Source organism: Pseudomonas sp. FP2300 (assembly GCF_030687595.1).
GTDB lineage: Bacteria > Pseudomonadota > Gammaproteobacteria > Pseudomonadales > Pseudomonadaceae > Aquipseudomonas > Aquipseudomonas bijieensis.
This window is the reverse complement of record NZ_CP117440.1, coordinates 1,615,295-1,635,832: the sequence shown is the minus strand read 5'-3', so window position 1 is coordinate 1,635,832 and position 20,538 is coordinate 1,615,295. Positions and strand designations below refer to the sequence as shown.

18 protein-coding genes, 1 tRNA gene and 2 pseudogenes are annotated in these 20,538 nt (G+C 60.1%); 4 read left to right on the top strand and 17 right to left on the bottom strand.

Features of this window, described 5'->3' with window-relative positions:
* Positions 1-26: 26 nt before the first annotated feature.
* Positions 27-1,676, bottom strand: a complete 1,650-nt coding sequence (locus tag PSH86_RS07255; protein ID WP_305488914.1) for a phosphoethanolamine transferase — start codon at positions 1,674-1,676, stop codon at positions 27-29.
* A 165-nt stretch (positions 1,677-1,841) separates the two neighbouring features.
* Positions 1,842-3,224: a glutamine synthetase family protein gene (locus tag PSH86_RS07250; RefSeq protein ID WP_370873753.1), complete on the bottom strand. Its 1,383-nt coding sequence runs from the start codon at positions 3,222-3,224 to the stop codon at positions 1,842-1,844.
* A 521-nt stretch (positions 3,225-3,745) separates the two neighbouring features.
* Here PSH86_RS07250 and PSH86_RS07245 point away from each other — a divergent pair.
* Positions 3,746-4,678, top strand: coding sequence for a LysR family transcriptional regulator (locus PSH86_RS07245; RefSeq protein WP_305488912.1), 933 nt, complete (start codon positions 3,746-3,748; stop codon positions 4,676-4,678).
* Positions 4,679-4,681: 3 nt separating this feature from the next.
* Here PSH86_RS07245 and PSH86_RS07240 read toward each other — a convergent pair whose 3' ends face one another.
* The 6 genes from PSH86_RS07240 to PSH86_RS07215 all read right to left on the bottom strand — a co-directional run bounded on the left by PSH86_RS07240 (position 4,682) and on the right by PSH86_RS07215 (position 10,453).
* A complete protein-coding gene (locus PSH86_RS07240) occupies positions 4,682-5,047 on the bottom strand; it encodes a 5-carboxymethyl-2-hydroxymuconate Delta-isomerase (protein WP_305488910.1) in 366 nt (121 codons plus the stop codon).
* A 103-nt stretch (positions 5,048-5,150) separates the two neighbouring features.
* Complete coding sequence (locus tag PSH86_RS07235; protein ID WP_176688475.1) at positions 5,151-6,074, bottom strand: LysR family transcriptional regulator; 924 nt, start codon at positions 6,072-6,074, stop codon at positions 5,151-5,153.
* Positions 6,075-6,313: 239 nt separating this feature from the next.
* Positions 6,314-8,398: a DUF6311 domain-containing protein gene (locus PSH86_RS07230; RefSeq protein ID WP_305488907.1), complete on the bottom strand. Its 2,085-nt coding sequence runs from the start codon at positions 8,396-8,398 to the stop codon at positions 6,314-6,316.
* Positions 8,395-8,730 (bottom strand): GtrA family protein, encoded by a 336-nt coding sequence (locus PSH86_RS07225; RefSeq protein ID WP_109755951.1) that lies wholly within the window; start codon positions 8,728-8,730, stop codon positions 8,395-8,397. Before PSH86_RS07225 ends, PSH86_RS07230 begins: the two co-directional genes overlap by 4 nt.
* A gap of 44 nt (positions 8,731-8,774) precedes the next feature.
* Positions 8,775-9,482 (bottom strand): bifunctional 2-polyprenyl-6-hydroxyphenol methylase/3-demethylubiquinol 3-O-methyltransferase UbiG, encoded by a 708-nt coding sequence (locus PSH86_RS07220; RefSeq protein WP_305488903.1) that lies wholly within the window; start codon positions 9,480-9,482, stop codon positions 8,775-8,777.
* Positions 9,483-9,484: 2 nt separating this feature from the next.
* On the bottom strand, positions 9,485-10,453 hold the full coding sequence (locus tag PSH86_RS07215) for a glycosyltransferase family 2 protein (RefSeq protein ID WP_116831674.1): 969 nt from the start codon (positions 10,451-10,453) through the stop codon (positions 9,485-9,487).
* A gap of 302 nt (positions 10,454-10,755) precedes the next feature.
* Between PSH86_RS07215 and PSH86_RS07210 the strand changes: the two genes are divergently transcribed.
* The 3 genes from PSH86_RS07210 to PSH86_RS07200 all read left to right on the top strand — a co-directional run bounded on the left by PSH86_RS07210 (position 10,756) and on the right by PSH86_RS07200 (position 12,437).
* Positions 10,756-10,947, top strand: coding sequence for a DUF1508 domain-containing protein (locus PSH86_RS07210; protein ID WP_014337049.1), 192 nt, complete (start codon positions 10,756-10,758; stop codon positions 10,945-10,947).
* 214 nt (positions 10,948-11,161) lie between these two features.
* Positions 11,162-11,968: an AraC family transcriptional regulator gene (locus tag PSH86_RS07205; RefSeq protein WP_109755872.1), complete on the top strand. Its 807-nt coding sequence runs from the start codon at positions 11,162-11,164 to the stop codon at positions 11,966-11,968.
* A 100-nt stretch (positions 11,969-12,068) separates the two neighbouring features.
* Positions 12,069-12,437 (top strand): cupin domain-containing protein, encoded by a 369-nt coding sequence (locus PSH86_RS07200; protein ID WP_109755873.1) that lies wholly within the window; start codon positions 12,069-12,071, stop codon positions 12,435-12,437.
* 11 nt (positions 12,438-12,448) lie between these two features.
* On the opposite strand, the gene PSH86_RS07195 is transcribed toward PSH86_RS07200, so the two are convergent.
* The 9 genes and pseudogenes from PSH86_RS07195 to dapA form a co-directional block, all read right to left on the bottom strand.
* On the bottom strand, positions 12,449-13,195 hold the full coding sequence (locus PSH86_RS07195; RefSeq protein WP_305488897.1) for a phytanoyl-CoA dioxygenase family protein: 747 nt from the start codon (positions 13,193-13,195) through the stop codon (positions 12,449-12,451).
* A 12-nt stretch (positions 13,196-13,207) separates the two neighbouring features.
* Positions 13,208-13,807, bottom strand: a pseudogene (locus PSH86_RS30545) (methyl-accepting chemotaxis protein); the annotation flags it as partial.
* Between the two features lie 306 nt (positions 13,808-14,113).
* Positions 14,114-14,761, bottom strand: a pseudogene (locus PSH86_RS30540) (MCP four helix bundle domain-containing protein); the annotation flags it as partial.
* Between the two features lie 288 nt (positions 14,762-15,049).
* Positions 15,050-16,114 (bottom strand): hypothetical protein, encoded by a 1,065-nt coding sequence (locus tag PSH86_RS07185; protein WP_305488890.1) that lies wholly within the window; start codon positions 16,112-16,114, stop codon positions 15,050-15,052.
* A gap of 528 nt (positions 16,115-16,642) precedes the next feature.
* A tRNA-Ser gene (locus tag PSH86_RS07180) sits at positions 16,643-16,732 on the bottom strand.
* A gap of 83 nt (positions 16,733-16,815) precedes the next feature.
* A complete protein-coding gene (gene purC / locus PSH86_RS07175; protein ID WP_116831670.1) occupies positions 16,816-17,529 on the bottom strand; it encodes a phosphoribosylaminoimidazolesuccinocarboxamide synthase in 714 nt (237 codons plus the stop codon).
* Between the two features lie 27 nt (positions 17,530-17,556).
* Positions 17,557-18,315, bottom strand: a complete 759-nt coding sequence (locus PSH86_RS07170; RefSeq protein WP_109755881.1) for an MBL fold metallo-hydrolase — start codon at positions 18,313-18,315, stop codon at positions 17,557-17,559.
* Between the two features lie 4 nt (positions 18,316-18,319).
* Positions 18,320-19,435, bottom strand: a complete 1,116-nt coding sequence (bamC, locus tag PSH86_RS07165; RefSeq protein ID WP_109755882.1) for an outer membrane protein assembly factor BamC — start codon at positions 19,433-19,435, stop codon at positions 18,320-18,322.
* Positions 19,436-19,452: 17 nt separating this feature from the next.
* On the bottom strand, positions 19,453-20,331 hold the full coding sequence (gene dapA, locus PSH86_RS07160) for a 4-hydroxy-tetrahydrodipicolinate synthase (protein WP_014337035.1): 879 nt from the start codon (positions 20,329-20,331) through the stop codon (positions 19,453-19,455).
* Positions 20,332-20,538: the final 207 nt, after the last annotated feature.

Genomic DNA, 20,538 nt, shown 5'->3' with positions numbered 1-20,538 from the left:
GCCGCGTGAAAAAAAGGTCCAGGCCATCACTCCCGCGCCAGGACACCGTCGATCACCGCGCCGCGACAGTTGGCGAACAGGTCCAGGTCCCGGTTGTAGACCTGGCTGTTGACTTCCAGCAACCCGAGCATCGAGTGAAACAGGTTGTCCTGGCTCAGGGGCTTTTCCCGGCTCAGTTGCAGGCAATGGGTATCGACCGAGAAAGACTTCTGATAACTGTCGGAGAACCAGGCGAGCATCGCCACATGCTTTTGTTGCTCCGGGGCGAGCATGTAGGGCGTGCCGTGGAGAAACAGGTTGTATTCGCCCAGGGACTCGCCGTGGTCCGACAGGTACAGCATGGCCGTGTCGACCTTGTCCTGGTTGGCCCGCAGCAGATCGATCAGGGTCGACAGCACATGATCGGTATACACCAGCGTGTTGTCGTAGCCGTTGACGATGCTTTCGCGACTGCAATTGTTCAGCGCGTTGCTTTCACACACCGGGGTGAAATGTTCGTACTCCTTGGGATAGCGCTTGAAATACTCCGGCCCATGGCTACCCATTTGGTGCAGCACCAGCACCGTGTCTTTGTCGAGCGTGTCGATGAAATGCTGCAACCCCTGGAGCAGGATCTCGTCGCGGCACTCACTGTTGGCGCACAGGTCCGGGTCCTTGAGATTGCTGACATCCTGCAACGTGACCCGATCGCAAGTGCCCTTGCAACCGGACTGGTTATCCCGCCAGATCACCTCCAGCCCGGCGCGCTTGAGCACATCCAACAGGCCTTCTTCATTTCTGGCCTTGCTGGCGTCGTAGTTCTTGCGCCCCATGTTGGAAAACATGCAGGGCACCGACACGGCGGTTTCAGTGCCGCAGGAATGCACGTCGGTGAAGGCGATCAACCCGGCCTCTTTATCCAGTGTCGGCGTGGTATCACGGTTATAGCCGAGGATGCCGAAGTTCTCGGCCCGGGCGCTCTCGCCCACCACCAATACGGTCAGGGATTTGCGGCCATGGGTTTGCCAGGCCGGGTTGCGACTGGCGTCCTCGCCCAGCGTGATGAATGGCTGCTTGGCCGACGCGACCTGCTCACGCAAGTACCCGAGCGAAGCACCGATGTAGTTGCTCGGCACCACCATCAAGCGCAACTCGTGGTGGTTGCGAAACAACGAAGACAGGCCTTGGTAGTTGACCAGGGCAACCATGCCTATCACCGCAGCCGAGGCCACGCCGACCACCAACTTACTTATTAACTCTTTAGGCCAGCGACGATAGTTGATCGGTGTCTTGAACAACAACCAACAAGGCACCACGCCCAATAACCCGAGGTAGATAAACAACTTCAGCGACAATAGGCCACGGACTTCCGTGGCATTGGTTTCAGCAAAGTTGCGAAACATGCCGGCGTCGATCAATACGCCGTACTGGGCCATGAAATAGGCCACGCCGGCGCTGATCATGAACAGCAGCATCAACACCGGCTTGAGCAGTGGACGGAAAGCCACGAGCGTCAACACCAGGTTGAACGCGCAGAAGATCATCACGCCGAACGCCACGCACATCAGCAGGCCGCGGGCGTCAGCCGTCGTGATCGCCAGCAAGTGTTGCCAGAGAACGAGGTTGAAGCCCACTAATAAAAAGGCACTGGCGGCCAGCGTCACCCACTCGGGGCGCACGGCTTTAATGGTCAGCATGATGGTTGACGGCTTCCTGAAAGTTGCTCTTTTAAAAAGAAGTGCCGTAGGAAATGTGAAAAATTCATTTCCTACGGCAACACAAACTTTAGGTAGCTCACCATCAATTTTTCGTGAAAAAGTTGCTACTAAATAATTATTTAAGAAACAGGCGGCCAGCCGTTTTCAAGCCTGATTCAGGTACCAGCGCCAATCCTGCTCCCCGACTTCCCCCATGAATTGACGGTACTCGGCGCGCTTGACCGCCAGATAAACGCCAAGAAATTCAGCGCCAAATGCTTCCCGCGCCCAGGCCGACGCTTCGAGGGCATGCAGGGTGGTGAGCCAGTCGGTGGGCAACAGCTCAGTCGCCTGGGCATAGCCGTTGCCTTCGACAGGTTCCCCAGGGTCGCACTGCTCACGTATGCCGCGATGAATGCCGGCCAGTATCGCCGCCGCAGCCAGGTAAGGGTTGGCATCGGCACCGCAGATGCGATGCTCGATGTGCCGCGAGAATGCCGGGCCGCCCGGCACTCTCAGGCTCACGGTGCGGTTGTCCACGCCCCAGGTCGCCGCCAGCGGTGCATAGCTGTTGCTTTGGAATCGCCGGTAGGAGTTGGCGTTCGGACAAAACATCAACAGCGAATCGAGCAAGGTGTCGAGCATCCCGCCCACCGCCTGGCGCAACAGCGGCGTGCCGTCGCCAGCCTCACTGGCGAACAGGTTGTGGCCATCGCGGTCCGCCAGGCTGACATGCATGTGCATGCCGGAGCCCGCCAGGTGATCGAACGGCTTGGCCATGAAGCACGCCTGCATGCCATGCTTGTGGGCCACCCCCTTGACCAGTCGCTTGTAACGCACCGCCTCGTCCATGGCTTGCAACGCATCGCTGCGGTGTTCGAGGGTGATCTCCACTTGCCCCGGTGCGTATTCGGAAATGGCGGTCCGGGCTGGAATGCCTTGCAGCTTGCACGCAGCGTACAGGTCGGCCAGGAACGGCTCGATCTGTTCCAGCTCGCGCAAACCGTAGACCTGGGTAGCGCGCGGTCGACCGCCGTCGGCGTCCGGCGCCGGCTGTGGTCGGCCTTGGCTGTCGCGTTGCGTGTCCAGCAGATAAAACTCCAGCTCCGCCGCCATAACCGGGTAATAACCGTCGGCCTGCAAGGCCTCTATCACCCGGCGGAGCAGATAACGCGGATCGGCGATGGCCGCCGGCATTCCCTCCTGGGGATGCATGCCAACCTGCACGGCAGCCGTGGGAATCGACCGCCACGGCATGCGCTGCAAGCTGCCGCTGATGGGATAGGCACGACAATCGATGTCACCGACGTCCCACACCAGCCCGGAATTTTCCACATCGTCGCCATTGATGGTCAGCCCGAGAATCGTACTGGGCAGCGGCCGGCCACTTTCAAAGACCGCCAGCAACTCGTCCCGGTGCAACAACTTGCCCCGGGGCACGCCGTTGTTGTCGAGAATGAACAGCTCGAACAGTTCAATATCGGGGTTCTGGGCAAGGAACGCCTGGGCGTGCTCTACGGGTGCGAAAGAAATCTTGGCAAGGCTCATGAGAAGGCTCGTATTTCCATGTCGGACGGGCGACAAGGCGCCGTCAGTCTGTGCTCGCCACTGCGCGAGCACCGTGAATGATCAACAGGAAATACGAATATCTGGAGGACGCGCGTGACGGCAATGCCAGAGCGCCCAGAAGGCCAGCTCGGAGGGCAACGCACTGAGGGTCGGGGCCATGGCAGGCGTGAACCTGCCGACCGGATCGACTGCGGCGGATGAAGGGTATTGCACTGCCAGGGGCCAACCGTCCATGAGCGCATCACAGGAAACACATCGGGCAAGCGTCCCACGGCATCCTGGCAGGTTAAACCTGGATTTGATGGAGCTTGGATCACAGCGAGCTAAACATAGGTCAACGAATCAGTCGTTGATCGAGACGTCGTGTTCCCTACATTATCTGTCCCGTTCCCGACCATGAAAGCGCCTGCCCGGCATTCTCTTGGCACGATCGTTCCGCTAGGATCGTCAGCCTGGTTTGCGCAAAATCCGCGCAAGGAGCACAGCGAGAGACAGAACGGATGCTGAACAGTAACTCCCTCAGAAAGCTCGACATGCAAGACCTCATGGTGTTTAGCGCCGTGTACGAGCAAAGCAGTGTCACCGGCGTGTCCGAGGCATTGTGCGTCAGCCAGTCAACCGTCAGTTATTGCCTCAAGAAACTGCGAACCTGTTTCGAAGACGAGTTGTTCATCAACACCCGCACGGGCATGCGTCCCACCTACAAGGCCGAGGGCATGTACGATCACGTGCGCGCCATTTTGCAAAGCATCAACCTGTGCCATGCCGGTACGCCAACCTTCGATCCGACCCGACAAGCCATTACTTTCAACATCTGCGCACCGGAATATTGCGAACAACTGATCCTGCCGCCACTGCTGCAAAGCTTCGATTACGCCAACTTGCCGGTGGTGGTGAACGTGCACAAGCTCGAAGCCGACATTCCCGCCGAAGAACTGCGCGATGGCAGCCTGGACCTGGTGATCTGCTTCGGCCCGAATTTCCACAGCAACCATGCCGATTTCAAATCCCGGCAGTTACTGGAGGAAGACCTGGTTTGTGTCGTGGATAAACGGGCGACACCACTTGAGCCGCAACTGAGCCTTCAATCTTTCGTACAGCGCCGACACGTGTTTCCGACACCCTGGACGTCAGCGACCAACATGGTGGACGGCTGGCTGTCGCAACAGGCGCACCAACGTCAGATTGCCGCGCGCGCCAACAGCTACGGTGCCGCACTGAAGATGATCACCGGCACCGACTTCATCCTGACCCTGCCCCGCCGCATCCAGAAACTGCTGGCCAACGAGGCGATCTTCAATCACCACGAAGTGCCCAAGGGTCTGCCGGGGTTTACCTTGAACATGCAATGGAGCCTGGCCGTCGATCAGGACAGTGCCAACGCCTGGCTGCGCGAACAGATCATCAAGGCCTGCGTCCCACCCGACGCCTGATCGTCATTGACCGATCAAGGCCTTGGCATACGACTCCCGGTCGATGTCGAGGATCTCCACGCACAGCTGCACGCTGACCTCAGCGGGCCATGGCCCCAGGTCCTTGATCACCGCCAGCAGGCTAGCGGACAGTTGTTTCTTGATTTCCGGCGAGCGGCCGCTGAGCAAGGCCAGCTTCACGTGTACGAAACCCCGCTCGCCCAGACTCGTGCCCACCCGAAAAGTCTCGTGCTTCACGGCCCGGCTCTTGATGTCCAACTCGGCGCCGAATTGACCGGAGAGCACCAGTGCATTGTTCAGGCGCATCAATGCGACCTCGGCGTTTAGCTCAGGCAGGTTGGCGGTGTACTCCAGGTGCAGGTGAGGCATGTGTTCGACTCCGATTCGAAAATATGACGAGGTGATGTCAGCCATCACAACCTTACCTCGACTTTCTTGATTGAGGCAGGTTTTGTTTCGCCACGGGCCGGTGTCAGGCGTGCGCCAAGACCCCTCGCTCGCCCATGAAGGCCTCCAACCGCGACCGCAACCAGCGCTCGGCCGGGTCACTGTCGACATGGCTCAACCAGACCATGGACAAATCCAGGGTCGGGGTCTTGAAGGGAAAGGGCTCGTTGAACAGTTGTCCCGAGGCGGCCATGGCGGCGGCGGTATAGTCCGGCAGGCTGGCAATCAGGTCAGTGCCGGCCAGCAACGCCGGCAATGCGCTGTATTGCGGCACCGACAGCACGACCTGGCGCTTGCGTCCGATCTCGGCCAGCCATTCGTCAGCAAAACCGGCGACGTTCGCGGTATGGGACACCAGCACATGAGGCCGCGCGCAGTATTCGTCCAGGCTCAGCGGTGTGTCCGACGCATCGGCACGCAGCACGCGGGGCTGGATGTGTCGTAACAGCTTGCGCTTGGCATTGGCCGGCAGTCCGCGAGTCTGGCTGATGCCCACGGTGATATCGCCCGAGGCCAGCAAGTCGGGGATGCGCCAGTAATCGACATGCTGGACCACAAACACGATTTGCGGCGCCTCTTGCCGCAAGCTGCTCAACAGTGGCGGCAGCAGGCCGAACTCGACGTCGTCCGACAGGCCGATGCGAAACGTCATGGTGCTGCTGGAGGGGTCGAAGTCGTGGGTCAGGCTCAAAGCCACCGACAGCGAATCGAGCGCTGGGGATAGATGCCGGATGATTTCCTCGGCCCTTGCCGTCGGCTCCATGCGGTGGCCGACGCGAATGAACAGCGGGTCGTTGAACATCTTGCGCAAGCGATTGAGGGCCGAGCTGATGGTCGGCTGGCCCAGGAACAGTTTTTCCGCCACCCGTGTCACGTTACGCTCAAGCATCAGCGTTTCGAAAACCACCATCAGGTTGATGTCGGCCTTGCGCAATTCGTTGCGGTTCATCCACTGCCCCCTGATTCCTTGACTGGATGCAGTGTAGAAATGCTGGGGGTCGTGCGTCTATGCGCAAAAGGCCCATGGCCTGCGCAATACCATCCAAAGAGTTGGAAGAGGCCCCCTGCTTTTGTGGCGAGGGAGCTTGCTCCCGCTCGGTTGCGCGGCAACCGCAAAGTCTTGGAGCCGCTTCGCCCGAAGCGTCGGACCGGCCCAGCGGGAGCAAGCTCCCTCGCCACGGTGAACAGCTACTTAACCGTTAGCGATTTCAGTCCCAGCCCCATGACTCGCTCGTCGCTCCCCAACCCCAGCGCCTTGGGACTGATGGCATCGGGTAATTGGAACTGCACGCGCAACCGCCCATCCGCGCCAATCGTTTCACGAATGGCCGGAGTCAGGAACAGTTCAAGGGTGTTGTCTTGCAAGCGAGTGAACTGCGTCGACAGCGCCTCGACACCGTTGATCGAGACCTTCACCCGCTGACGCATGTGCGAGGGCTGCACGAACGCCGCCGCTTCGATCGAGATGGCGCGCGCCTCTGGCGGTATGCGCAAAACAACCTCGGCCTCGGTTCCTTCCGACCAGGTGCCCCACTCCTCGACGCGCCCCCAGCCGTCGGCCAACATGGCGTTGATTCGGCTGAACACCTGGCGCTCACCGAGCTTGACCTGCACATCCAGCGTCTCGTTGGTAAACGGCGGACATTGGGCGCACGTTTTCCAGCCCGGCGCCAACACCACGAGGCCATCGACACGGGTCAACAGGTCGGTTTGGCGGTTGACGGTTTTCGTCGCCTGGAGCGCGGCGCGAGGGTCGAGGATGTACAGCGAATCCGCCGCGTACTGGCCGCTGGCGAGCATCTGCTCAGTGTGTCGCTGGGCCTGCTCGATCGCCCGGTCGCTCATGCGTCCCAGGTACACGCCATCGGTTTCCAGGCCATGCGTCAGGGCGTATTGACTGGTCAGCAGCCAGTTGTCCGGCTGGTTCTGCGGCAACAGCGTCCGGACTTTCGAATAATGGCGGGCCGCGCTGGCCCAGAACGGATCATTCATGGACGTGGGCCAACTCGAGGCGACCGGCGTCATCCGACTGTGACGCAGGCCGGCCCATCCCGCGCGGGTGTCCAGGACTTGTACCACCAGCGCGATAGCCAGCAGGCACGCCGCTGCGCGTGGCTTGTTGCCGCGGATCACCGCGAAGATGACGACAAATACGATGGCGTAGAACACCGGCCAGAACATCCGGCCAGCCGCGCGAAAGACGTTTGCCAGAAGCTCGAGGGGCTTGGGCAGCCAGTAATGCATATTCTGCATGCCGATGCCGAGGTGGTTGGTCAGCGAGAACAGCGTCAGTCCGATCAATGCCAACAGCAACAGTCGCCGGTGGCGCACGGCCTTCGCCAGACCGGTGTTGCCCTGCAGCAATGCCACGCCGGCGCAGATCGCCAGCAGGAGGACGCCCAATCCCAGGTAATTGAAACCTTCGTAGTCCCCGGGGCCCTGGGGCATGTCGCGCAAGGTGTAAGACCAGCCGCTGGGGTTGACCAGCGACATGACGTTGAGGCGATACAACCCATAGCCGCCCGCCACGGTCCCGCCGCCCACGCTGAAATAACCCGCCTGCCAGCAGCAGAATGCGACGAGCAGGAACAAGCCGCACAACTCGACCAAGGCATTGCGCCGGGATAACCGAGCCTTGACGGCCCTGCTGGCAAGATCGGCCAGCCAGATCAACGCCACCATGGCCAGCAGATACGCATGCACCAGCGCCGTAGCAGCCAACAACCCGCCCCAGGCCAGCCGACGCTTCTCCAGGCCGGGCCGCAGCGCCAGATACAGGGCCGCCAGGATCAGGAAGTGCCCGGACAGCGACAGGTGCCCACCCATGCGCAGGAACATCGGCGGCGAAAACACAAACAGGCCCGCCCCCAACAACCTGATCCACACCGACGGTGTCAGCAGGCCGACGAGTTTCCAGGCGAACCAGGCTTGCAGGATGAAACAGGCCAGCAACCAGAGACCGAAATACTGGAATGTCTCGGGAAGCCAGGCGTTGAAGGGTTTGAACAGAAACGCCAACAGCGGATTGGAATCGGAAAAAATGATGCCGTTGCCCAACTCCAAACCATAGGACGGGTTCATGCCCAACGGAAAGGTCCAGGGCGAACTGCGGAAGAACGCCCAGCCCATGTAGTGGGTCGCCGCATCGCCCTCCCCCAGCCAGGCGATGTTCGTCGGGTCCAGGACCCGCGGGCCGATCACCAGCAGAAATGCCAGCGCCCCCAACAGTATGGGCAACAGGGAAAGCGAGTAATGCTTGCCGCGAGCAGTCATCGATACGTCCAGAAATTATGCAGGATGAAGGTGAACACGGGGATGATCAGCGCGACGGCCGCGATGCCAGCCAGGTAACCCAGGCCGAGGCTCTGGGCCACCCAGGCCACCAGCATCGCCAGCCCGAACCCACCGGCCGAGACCACCAGGAACCGGCCAAGAGTCCGCCCATGCAAGCGGCTGGAAAAACTCCAGAGGGTGTTGATCAGGTACGACACCACGGTCGCCACCACAAAGGCGAAACCATTGGCCAGCGGCGGGTTTTCCAGGATCAGGTGCACGAACAGCACGGCAGCCACCACATGGACCGCAGTGACCACCAGGCCCGTCATGGCAAAGCGAAAGGCACGTCGCAGCAACGGCGAGTGCGTCCAGGTCACGGCTTCTGCGCCAGGCAGAACACCGTCAGGCCGGCAATACGATTGGCGCCCATGATCGGACGCTCCAGGCTGCACAGTGACCTCAACACGCCATTGACCAGCGGATGATGCCGCGCAAGCTGCGACTTGGGTGCCCCGTGGGATTTGCGTTGCAACAGGCGCAGGCCGGCGGCAATGGGGAATACCAGGCCGAAGTAATAGGCGCCCTGCTGGACCTGCAAACCGGCCTGTGCCACGACGGTCTCCAACTGTTTGAGGGTGTAACGGCGCTTGTGCTCGAGAAAATCGTCATGGCCGCTCCAGAGGAACTGGAATGCCGGCACGGTGATCAGGAAGCGGCTGCCGGACGGCACTTTGTCGACATAAGAGTTGAGCAGCCCCACGTCATCGTCCACGTGCTCCAGCACATCCATCAGCAGCACCAGGTCGGCGTCCAGCGAGTCCACCGCCCGACGATAACGCACCGGTTTCCCGGCGGTGCTGGCATCGGAGTCGGCCGGGTAACTGATGTCTACGCACCAGGCCTGGGCCGTTGCGGTATGGGTCAGCAGGTGATGGGAAAAAAAACCCGACCCGGCGCCCACGTCCAGTAGCGTATTGGCTGAAGTGCCCTTGAGCATGTGCAGCATGGCGCGCGCTTTCGACCGGTAGTACCAATGCTGCCCGATATCGGGGCCCAGGATGTCGGTTTCCTTGAGGTCCATGGTCAGTCCTTGGCGTCATAGATGCGCCGCACCAGGAAAACCGGTCGGCGCTTGGATTCGATATAGGTGCGGCCCAGGTATTCACCCAGTACGCCGATGCCGATCAGTTGCAACCCGCCCAGGAAGGTGACCGCCACCATCAGCGAGGCATAACCTGGCAGGTCAACTCCGGATATCAGGGTTCGCAGCACGATGAAGATGGCGAACGCAAAGGACACCAGCGAGACGCAAAGTCCCAGGTAGGTCCAGATACGCAGCGGTTCGGTGCTGAAGCTGGTGATGCCTTCAAGGGCAAAATTCCACAGGCGCCAGCCATTGAACTTGCTTACGCCGGCCGCCCGTTCAGGTCTGACGTAGTCCACGTAGGTGGTCCGGAACCCGACCCAGGCGAACAGCCCTTTCATGAAGCGGCGCGATTCAGGCAGGGTTTGCAACGCATCGACCACGCAGCGATCCATCAAGCGAAAATCGCCGACATTTTCCGGCAACTTGTGGTCGGCGATTTTATTGTGCAGCCGGTAAAACCCGTTGGCGGAAACCTGCTTGGCCCAGGAGTCGGAGTCGCGGTTGATCCGGTGCCCCAGCACCACTTCGGCACCGTTGCGCCAATGGGCGATCATTTCCAGGATCACTTCGGGAGGGTCTTGCAGATCGACATCGATCGGCACCACCGCCTGGCCACGGGCGGCTTGCAGGCCGGCACTCAACGCCGCCTCCTTGCCAAAGTTGCGACTCAGGTCGACGATCCGGATGCGCGGGTCGGTCTTCTGCCGTTCCAGCAGCAGCACCAATGTGTCGTCCACACTGCCGTCGTTGACGAACACCAGCTCCAGGTCCAACAGCGATTCATGGGCAAAGACCTGGTCGATCCTGGCCATGAACACATCGATGGACTGGACTTCGTTGTAGACCGGAATGACAAGCGAAAGCGCTAGACGACCTTGCAGATCCACTCCTGGATATTCAGTCACTTGATGGCTCTTTTTCTTATAGTGTTTTCAGTCCCATCGGGCTTCCGGCCCTTGGCGTCGAAACGTATTAAGCAGGACCGGAGAAGGCAACGCAAGGATCAAACTGGAACTTCAGCAGACTGCATGTTCGCAACATGACTTTTTCCACGCATAAAGTCGAATACTCGATCCGGGCTCATACCCAGCAATATTTGATAACCAATGGAAACGAATTCCCCGTAGCCAAAACCACCCACTTGGATAGGCTTGCAGCCACATGTCCAACGCATGTCTTGACTGAATGAATCGCAGGGAGCGAACCCATGTATTTTGAAATCTATCGACAGACCCGAGGCACCCCCAGCACCGGAAAAGGCCAATGGCGCTGGCGTTTGCGAGCCGGCAACCATGAAACGATCGCCAGTGGCGAATCCTATGTGAACAAGAGTGATTGCCTACACGTCATCGGGCTGATCAAGAATGTCCAGGGTGAAACGCCGGTAAAAGAGATCTGAACCGTGGCGAGGGAGCTTGCTCCCGCTGGGCGTGAAGCAGCCCTTTTGGTGAGCGCTTCGCACTGGAGCGCCAGCCCGGTCAAGCGGGAGCAAGCTCCCTCGCCACAGGATCAATCGTCTCAAGGAGCGGGCGTTGCAGCCTGAGCCGTTTTTTTGCTGTGACGAAAGTTTCCAGGCAGGTAGGGTATACGGACAAAAGCAGGAGGCCGGTGCAATGACTCGATCCATCCACAACCGCGACTGGCTGGTGCGAGCGCCTGAATCGAGGAAAATGGAACGCATCGAGGCTTATTTCAGTGGGCACGGCTACACCACTCATCGCCATGACACCTACGCCATTGGGATCACGCTTTCAGGCGTGCAGAGCTTCAACTATCGCCACAGCAAACGCCACAGCCAGCCCGGCGGCACCATCGTCCTGCACCCGGACGAGGTGCACGATGGCGAAGCCGGGACCCGCGAGGGCTTTCGCTACCGGATGTTCTACATCGAACCGTCGGTGATCCAGCACGTGCTGGGGGGCAAGCCATTGCCCTTTATCGAAGGTGGATTGTCCAACGACCCTCGCCTCAACATCGCGACCCGTCGACTGTTGAACAGCCTGGATCATCCCCTCGACCCGCTGGAAGAAGAAGACGCCATCTACGATGTGGCCCAGGCACTGGATATCGCGGCAGGCAACAGGCGGGGACGGCGGCTGATCGACTACCCGGCGGCAGAGCGTGCCCGCCTGTTCATCCACGACGCCCTCGACCAGGTGATCACCTTGGACGACCTGGTGCAGGCCAGCGGCCGGGATCGATGGAGCCTGTCCCGGGATTTCCGGGCGCTGTACGGCACCAGCCCCTATCGCTACATCACCCAGCGGCGCTTGAGCGAAGCCCGGCGCCAGGCCTTCCACGGCACGCCCTTGAGCGAAGTGGCCCTGGCCTGTGGTTTTTTCGATCAGAGCCACATGACCCGATTGCATACCCAGGCCTTCGGTATTTCACCGGCACGCTGGCTGAACATGCTGCGCTAAGACAGCGACTGCGCGCCGCGAAAAGCTGCACGATCATCCAATACGCGACGTTGGCTCGAGCAATAAAGTAGGACGCACCACCCACCAAGGAGCATCCTCGATGACCCGTTACGCCCCCATCAACTTCGCCCAGAAATACACCCTGTTCCAGGAACAGTGGATGCCAAAAGTCGTGGCCGAAATGAACGACTACCAATTCAAGATCGCCCGGCTCGAAGGCGACTTCGTCTGGCACGCCCACGCCGATACGGATGAAACCTTCATCGTGCTGGAGGGCGAGCTGCGCATCGACTTTCGCGACGGTGCGGTGACGATTGGCCCGGGCGAGATGTATGTGGTCAAGAAAGGTGTGGAGCATAAGCCCTGCGCCGCCCAGGAAGTGAAACTGCTGTTGATCGAGCCTCGCGGCGTCATCAATACCGGCGACGAAACCAATGAACGAACGGCGGTCAACGATGTGTGGATCTGACTGAGCCAGGCTCAATCGTATTCAGCTTCCTGGTGCTCGCCCAATAACCGCCGCTGGCGAGGTGTCGCGGCGGCCAGGACCTCAGGATTGAACTGCCAGTGCAGATAGGGTGAGAACTTCTGCGCGACCATCCGCCGACCGTAGTGCACCTGGAGCAGGTACCGCGTGCGGTCGACGGTGCGGTTGTCACTGCCGGCATGCCATAGTTCGCTGCGCAGAATCAGCACATCGCCCGCCCTGCACAGTACTGGCTGCGCGGGGCGCCCTTGCCATTGCGTTTCGCCCGCTAGCGGTGCTCGACCGGCCTTGTGGCTGCCAGGAATCACCTGGGTCGGGCTCAAGTCGGCGTCGATGTCATCCAGGTAAAACTGCGCGGTGAACACCTGCATCGGCAGGTTAAAGGTCGGGTCAGCCAACAGGTTGGGCGGCAACGCCATCGCCAGGTGATCCAGGTGCAACGGTGCCCCGGCAAAACCGGGATGGCAGCGCCAGGCCGTCTGGCCGATGACATGGCAATCATCGCCCAGCGCCGCCTCGGCCAGTTCGATCACCCCGGCCACATCCAGGAACGGCAGCCAGAACGGATCACGATTGAACACACATTTGTAATGATCGATGACGCCGCTGTAGTCCCAATGCTGGGGCTTCAACTGGTCGATGGCGTGGCGCAGGTCGGCAACCTGTGTGGCACTCAGTACCGCGGGCAGCAGGACGAAACCGTCCTGATGCAACGCTTGGAGACTGTCGTTGGTGGCCACCACGCACCTGCCTCAGGTGCGGAAGCGGCCGATCAACCCTGCCAGGTTTTGTGACAGGGTGGAAAGCTGTTGGCTGGCCTGCATGCTCTGGGCGGAATTCGCTGCCGCTTCATTGGACAAGTCGCGGATGTCGGAAATGTTGCGGGCAATCTCCTCGGTGACGCTGCTCTGCTCCTCACAAGCGTTGGCGATTTGCGCGGCCATGTCATTGATCCGCTGGATCGAGCCGCTGGTGCCACTGAGCACCTGATCGACGCCCGCGGCGCGCTCGACACTGTCACGGGCCTTGCTGCTACCGACCTGCATGGCTTGCACGGCCTTGGCGACACCGCTTTGCAAGCGCTCGATGCGAACCTGGATGTCCTTGGTCGAATCCTGGGTACGTGCCGCCAGGGCCCTGACTTCATCGGCCACGACAGCAAAACCACGGCCTTGCTCGCCCGCTCGTGCCGCCTCGATGGCAGCGTTCAGTGCCAGCAGGTTGGTCTGTTCGGCAATGCCGCGGATCACCTCGAGCACGGCACCGATGCTGGAAGTTTCCTGGGCCAAAGCCTCGATGGTGCCCGAGGCGCTCTCCACTTCCTGGGCCAACTGACGGATCGATTCGATGGTGCTGCTGACCACTTCAGTGCCATCGCGAGACTGGCTGCTGGCTTGCTGTGCGGCGTCCGACGCGTTCACGGCATTGTGTGCCACTTCATGCACAGCGGCACTCATCTGGGTCGCGGCGGTACTGACCTGGTCGAGCGCCGCATGTTCGCTGCTGATCAGTTGATCATTGGTCGCGGCCATATTCGCCATGGCGCGGGCCGCGGCATCGACCTCCCCGGTCACCCGGCCCACTTCGGCAATCAGCGGCTGAAGCTTATCGAGGAAGCGGTTGAACGCACTGCCAAGCTGACCCAACTCATCAGCTGAACGCACTTCGAGACGCCCCTTCAGATCGCCACCGCCCTCGGCGATCTGTTCGACACGGTGCAGCAGTCGACGCATTGGACGCAGCACCACCATCGGCAAGGCTACGACCAGCAGGATGCAACCCAGCAGACCGAGCAACAAGATACCGCCCTGCTGCACCCCAACCGCCTGGCCACGGTCAATCGCTGCTTGCCCCTCGCGCAGCGACGCTTCGTCTTCCAGCTCACCCAGCTTATCGATGGCATCACGCATGGTGTCGAACTTACTTTCGCCGTCACCAAAACTCAGCGCACTGGCCGCCTGCGGATTGCTCGCGGCCTGCTCGACGACCTGCCGCGAAACCTGCGACCACTGTGCAAAACGATCATTGAACTGACTGACCAGCGCCAACGCCTCGGCGCTGGGTTGCATCGCGGCATATTTCTGCACACGATCATAAGCTTGCTTCAGATTATCTCGATGACTGGCACGCAGTGCCTCGGAATGATTACCCGCATTGCCCCCAAGCAGACTGCGCTCGGCAACAAAGGCCTGGTAGAGATCGCGATCGGCGTTGAGCAACAGGCTGATGGCCGGCAGATAGCGCTTGGTCAGTTGCGTGCTGGACTCCGTCACCTGGCCGATACCCCGCATGCCCGACCACCCCATCAGCACCAACAGCAGCGCCAGGAACGCAATGGGCAGGGTGATTTTCCAGCGGAAGCCTAGATCGGCGAAAAACCGCAACATGGGGTGACACTCCTTTCATGGGGGTTAGCTTGCCTATCGGCAGCCATGCCTTGAGCTATAGACCATTTGTCCAATTGTTACAAAGCTTTGGGTGTTGGGAAGGCTGTGGTTATGCAGGTTACGGAGTGTGTTCGGCGGGATAAAAAGGTGGACTGGACGCAAGCGTACCGGGGGATTTTTCTGATATCGCCCGCGCCACATTTGGCTTCAATTGCTACCAGTGATGCGAACGTTACCTTCCTCATGATATTGGGGGTAATGAGTAATCAATCCCCAGCTTTCGACGTTGTGTTTGCGACCAAACGCATTCATCGGCGAATCGGGCGTGACGAAGACGGTGAGCGTGTTGTCGGCTGGGCCATTGAACGGCTGTACACGCGCATAGATTTGCATCGTTCGTTGCTTTCCGAGCCCCTTTGGCAGTTGACCATTAACAACCGTATTGGGTAACGGACCGGTGCCATAGAACCCCGTTCCAGCCTGAACCCGCTGATGCAGGTTGATGACATATTTGGGATACAGGACGACACAGCGTCGAACATTGTCCCACTCCACCGGAAGATGATCAGGCAAGGTTGTCAGTGACTGAATCGCCAACCGCAAATCGCTATAGGCTTCTGTTCGCTGCGTTTGCGCAAGCCCCCGCTGAACGCCTGCGGCATGAAGGAACAGCGCTTCGGCCTCGGCACAGGCATCCAGGTTAGGTTTGAGCAAGCGACGCGTCTTGGCAAGCGCGCTGGTCATTGCGACATGGACCATCCGCAACGACTCGAAAAACACATCCTCGGAGGCAAAACGCGAACTGACACCGCTGGTTGGAGCCGGCTCACCCTCCGGATCGAGGCCGGTCAACAACCTGTCCATCAGTTGCTGGTCCGTCAGGGATGGATGATGCCGGGCCAGGACATGACCGCTCTCGCCCTGTCGAGCCCGCACGTTGGCACGCACGCGCAACGCCCGGACTTCTCGACTGACGAGGGCCTCCTGCAAGCTGAGAGCAGCCGGAACAACGTTCATGTTCATGACGTTAAGCCCGTTCATGGGCGGCGGAGGCGGAAACGGAACACCGTTGAGCCCCGCATTCTGCGGGGGTATGCCAGCATTTTGCTGAATGCCCGGGCCCTGCTGCTGGACATTCAGATGGCCACCACCTTGCACCACTTGGGCACGTACGGGTGCCGCGCCACCGGCATTTTCTGGAGGGGTCATGTTATTGCCCGTCGTCAGCCAGTTGTAGAACTGTTGTACGTAGGCCAAAACTCCATAGATCATCGTTGAGCCTCCAGGAAAATCCTTTTAGGACCGTCGAAAACACCTTGCCGGGCGGTTGTCCGTTGACGGGGGCGTTATCAATCAGACTGCCCGCTCTACCCCAATGACCATGCGCAAGCCAAGCAGATGACTGGCTTAAACGCAAATAAGGGAGGATTTCTTTGTTTGTCGGCTCGTGCGCCAAATCCTGGGCTACGTGAAAAAACGGGTGTGAGGTAGGAATCCCTCAGGGACGGACCACGACTTTGAGTTCACATAATCGCCCCGTCTCATAATTGTGGTCTGTCTCACTGTTTTCCCGGGGATAAAAAGTGAGGGACGCAATTGCTGCAGCAGGGAATCTTCTTACGCCAACAAATGACATGCAAAGCTACAAGGCAGGCACTCTGGCGTAGTAGACAGCCGGAGCGGGCCTGGAGCGGACTCAAGTACACACGAATCTGCCTTAAAAAGCCCTAATCAATGTGACGAAAACGAAAAAGCCCCTGAAATGTTCAACCATTTCAGAGGCTTAGTCATAAACAATAATGGCGGAGAGATAGGGATTTGAACCCTAGGTACTGTCGCCAGTACAACGGATTTCGAATCCGTCCCGTTCGGCCACTCCGGCATCTCTCCAGTGGCGCGCATCATACCAGCACATTCGCCGGAAGCGAACCCCCGAGCGAAATTTTTTCCGTGCTATCAGATGCTTGCGTCGATTACAGCGGCACACCAAGGCGACGGGCGACTTCTTCGTAGGCTTCGATGACATCACCGAGGCCCTGGCGGAAGCGGTCCTTGTCCATCTTCTTCTTGGTGTCCTTGTCCCACAGGCGGCAGCCGTCCGGGCTGAATTCGTCGCCCAGGACGATGGAGCCGTCGCTGAACACGCCGAATTCAAGCTTGAAGTCCACCAGCAGCAGGCCGGCGTCGTCAAACAGTTTGGTCAGCACTTCGTTGACCTTGAGGGACAGCTCCTTCATGCGCGCCAGTTGCTCGGCGGTTCCCCAACCGAATGCCACGACGTGGGATTCGTTGATGAACGGATCGCCCTTGGCGTCGTCCTTCAGGAACAGCTCGAAGGTGTAAGGGTTGAGCTTCATGCCCTCTTCCACGCCCAGGCGCTTGACCAGGCTGCCGGCGGCGTAGTTACGCACGACGCATTCGACCGGGATCATGTCCAGCTTCTTGACCAGGCATTCGTTGTCGCCCAGCAGCTTGTCGAACTGGGTCGGCACACCGGCGGCTTCGAGCTTCTGCATGATGAAGGCATTGAACTTGTTGTTCACCATGCCCTTGCGGTCCAGCTGTTCAATACGCTTGCCGTCGAACGCCGAGGTGTCGTTGCGAAACAGCAGGATCAAGCGGTCAGCGTCGTCGGTCTTGTAAACCGACTTGGCTTTGCCGCGGTAGAGTTCTTCACGTTTTTCCATGATGGGCTCCGCTTGCTAAGTAGTGGGCTAGGCGATATGTCGCCAGTCGAGCCCTGAATCTTGATCGGCCAATTGTAGCCAGTCCGGGTCGCACCCGAGGGTGTCGACAAAACATTGCCGGGCCAGCTGCGGCAGGTTGTTCTTGCTGCTCAGATGGGCCAGGACCAGGTGTTGCAGGCCTTGCCAGCCCAACTCGGCCACCAGGAACGCTGCCTGGTGGTTGTTCAAATGTCCGTGCTCCCCGCCTACCCGCTGCTTGAGAAAGTACGGGTAGTAACCACGGGCCAGCATGTCGCGGCAGTGGTTGGACTCGATCATCAATGCATCGAGGTCCCGGTAACTGTCCATGACCCTGTCGCAGTACGAACCCAGGTCGGTCAACAACCCGAAACGTCGCTCACCGTCGCTGAACACATACTGCGTCGGTTCCCGGGCATCGTGCGCCACGCTGACCACGCTGATATCCAGACTACCGATGCGCAGTTGCTCGCCACCGGCCACGAAACCGGCCGGCTCGATGGGTTTGCGCAGGCCTTCCAGTGTTCCACGGCTCAGGTACACCGGCAGATTGTAGCGTCGAGACAGCAAACCCACGCCATGCACATGGTCGGCATGTTCGTGGGTCACGAGTATCGCGCTCAGTTGCGCCGGGTGCACGCCCAGGCGCAACAGACGCTTCTCGGTTTCCCGCAGGGAGAAACCACAATCGACCAGCACATACGTACCAGCGCTGGCTACCAGCGTGCCGTTCCCTTGGCTACCGCTGCCGAGAACGGCGAAACGCATCGGATCAGCCCAGGTTGTCCTGAATCACACTCAACACCTTGCGGGCCACATCGGCCGGCGCCACGGTGTTGATGTTCTTCTCGACGGTGACCTGGACGTTGTCGCCGACCTTGCTCAGGCGAACCTGATAACGCTCGGCGCGGGCTTCGATTTCTTCCTTGTCCGGCTTGCTACCGAACAGGCTACCGAAGAAGCCAGGCTTCTCGTCTTTCTTCTCGGCTTTCTCGGCCAGGTTGATGTAGTACAGGCCCAGGCTGCGGTTGATGTCTTCAACCCGCCACTCACCCTGCTCCAGCGCACGGCCAACGCTCGACCAGGCACGGTCCAGGTCGGAGCCGACGTTGAGCACCGGGTTGCCGCTGCCGTCTTCGCTCAGGCTGACGCGGCTCGGCGCATCGAACTCCTTGGACGCCAGCATCGAGACCGAACCGCCCTGCTCTGCGGTACGACTCATGCTGGCAAGCATGTCGTCCACCAGCGCAGCGTCGAGGCCGGTGTTGACCGAACGGTTGGTGAAGGCCACGTCGGCGGTACTGCCGGCAGGTCGCTCGGCGCTGACCACATAGACTTCACTGGTGTTGCGCTGCACGCCCGGCTCGATACGCACTCGCACGCGGGTTTCGCTGTCGGCCGCGACACCGGCGGCGCTCAGGCGCTTGGCCATAGCGGCGGACAGTTCATCGGAACGCTGCCAGGTGGTGGTGAATTCGCCAGTTTGCGGGCGCTGTTCGTCCAGGCGGAAACCGTTGTCCTGGAAGAACTGGATCGCCACGGGCCAGACTTCGGCCGGTGGATGCTGGCCCATGACCCAGCTGGAATCGCCGCTCTTCTGCAGGGTGTAGTCGCTGGCGTCGGCCACGGCCGACAGCGGCTGTGGACGTGGGACGATGTACTCGCCCTTGACGCTGTCGTCGGCGACGTTGCGTGGAATCGGCAGTAGCGGATCCAGGCGCTTGGCGACGTTGACGTCTTGCGGCAGTTGCATCGGTGCAGTCTGTTGCGCTTGCAGGTAATCGCTACCCCGGTCGCGGAAATAACCTTCCGGCCCCCAGATCCATCCGCAGCCGCTGGTGCTGGAGATAATCAAGGCAAGTGCGGAAAGTCCGGCCATTCGCTTCATGCGTTGTACTTCCTCAATTAAACCAGGACGCCGGACTGGCGCATGGCCTGCCGCAGCGGTTCTTGACAAGGGGTGCTCAGCCAGGTCAGTGGCAGGCGGATACCTTCGTGCATCAGGCCCATTTCAACCAAGGCCCACTTCACCGGAATCGGGTTGGCCTCGATGAACAGGTCCTTGTGCAACGGCATCAGTTTTTCGTTGATTGCCCGTGCAGTCTCGGCGTCGCCCTTGAGCGCGGCCTCGCACAGGTCGGCCATTTCGCGCGGGGCAACGTTGGCCGTGACGGAGATGTTGCCCTTGCCGCCCAGCAGGATCAGCTCGACCGCGGTCGGATCATCGCCGGACAGCACGATGAAGTCCTTGCTCACGCCATCGAGAATGGCCTTGGCGCGCTTCATGTCGCCGGTGGCTTCCTTGATGCCGATGATGTTCGGCACGGTGGACAGGCGGATCACGGTCTCGGCCTGCATGTCGCAGGAGGTGCGGCCGGGAACGTTATAGAGGATCTGCGGGATGTCGACGGCTTCGGCAATGTGCTTGAAGTGCTGGTACAAGCCTTCCTGGGTCGGCTTGTTGTAGTACGGAACGACCAGCAGGCAGGCGTCGGCACCGGCTTCCTTGGCGTTGCGGGTCAGCTCGACGGCCTCGCGGGTCGAGTTGGCGCCGGTGCCGGCGATGACGGGGATGCGACCGTTGACCTGCTTGACCACGGCACGGATGACTTCGATGTGCTCATTGACGTCGAGGGTTGCCGACTCGCCGGTAGTACCGACGGCGACAATGGCATGGGTGCCGTTCTCAAGGTGGAAGTCCACGAGTTTGCTGAGGCTGGCCCAGTCAAGATGCCCTTGTGCATCCATGGGTGTGACCAGTGCCACCATACTGCCCGCAATCATGAAACCGCTCCTGCCGGAAAAAGAGAGCGGTAATGGTACTGGCGCCAAGATGCTTGTACAAGCGAACTACCATTCCCCTTGGCGATGGTTTTCGCTACCCTTCAGGCTTTGATCGGTACTGATAAGCTCATTCACCGGTTCCCAGCCTCCGTTTTCGTCGCCACAAGCCCCGATCCTGCGTTTGTCCTGATGCATTCCCGCCGTCCT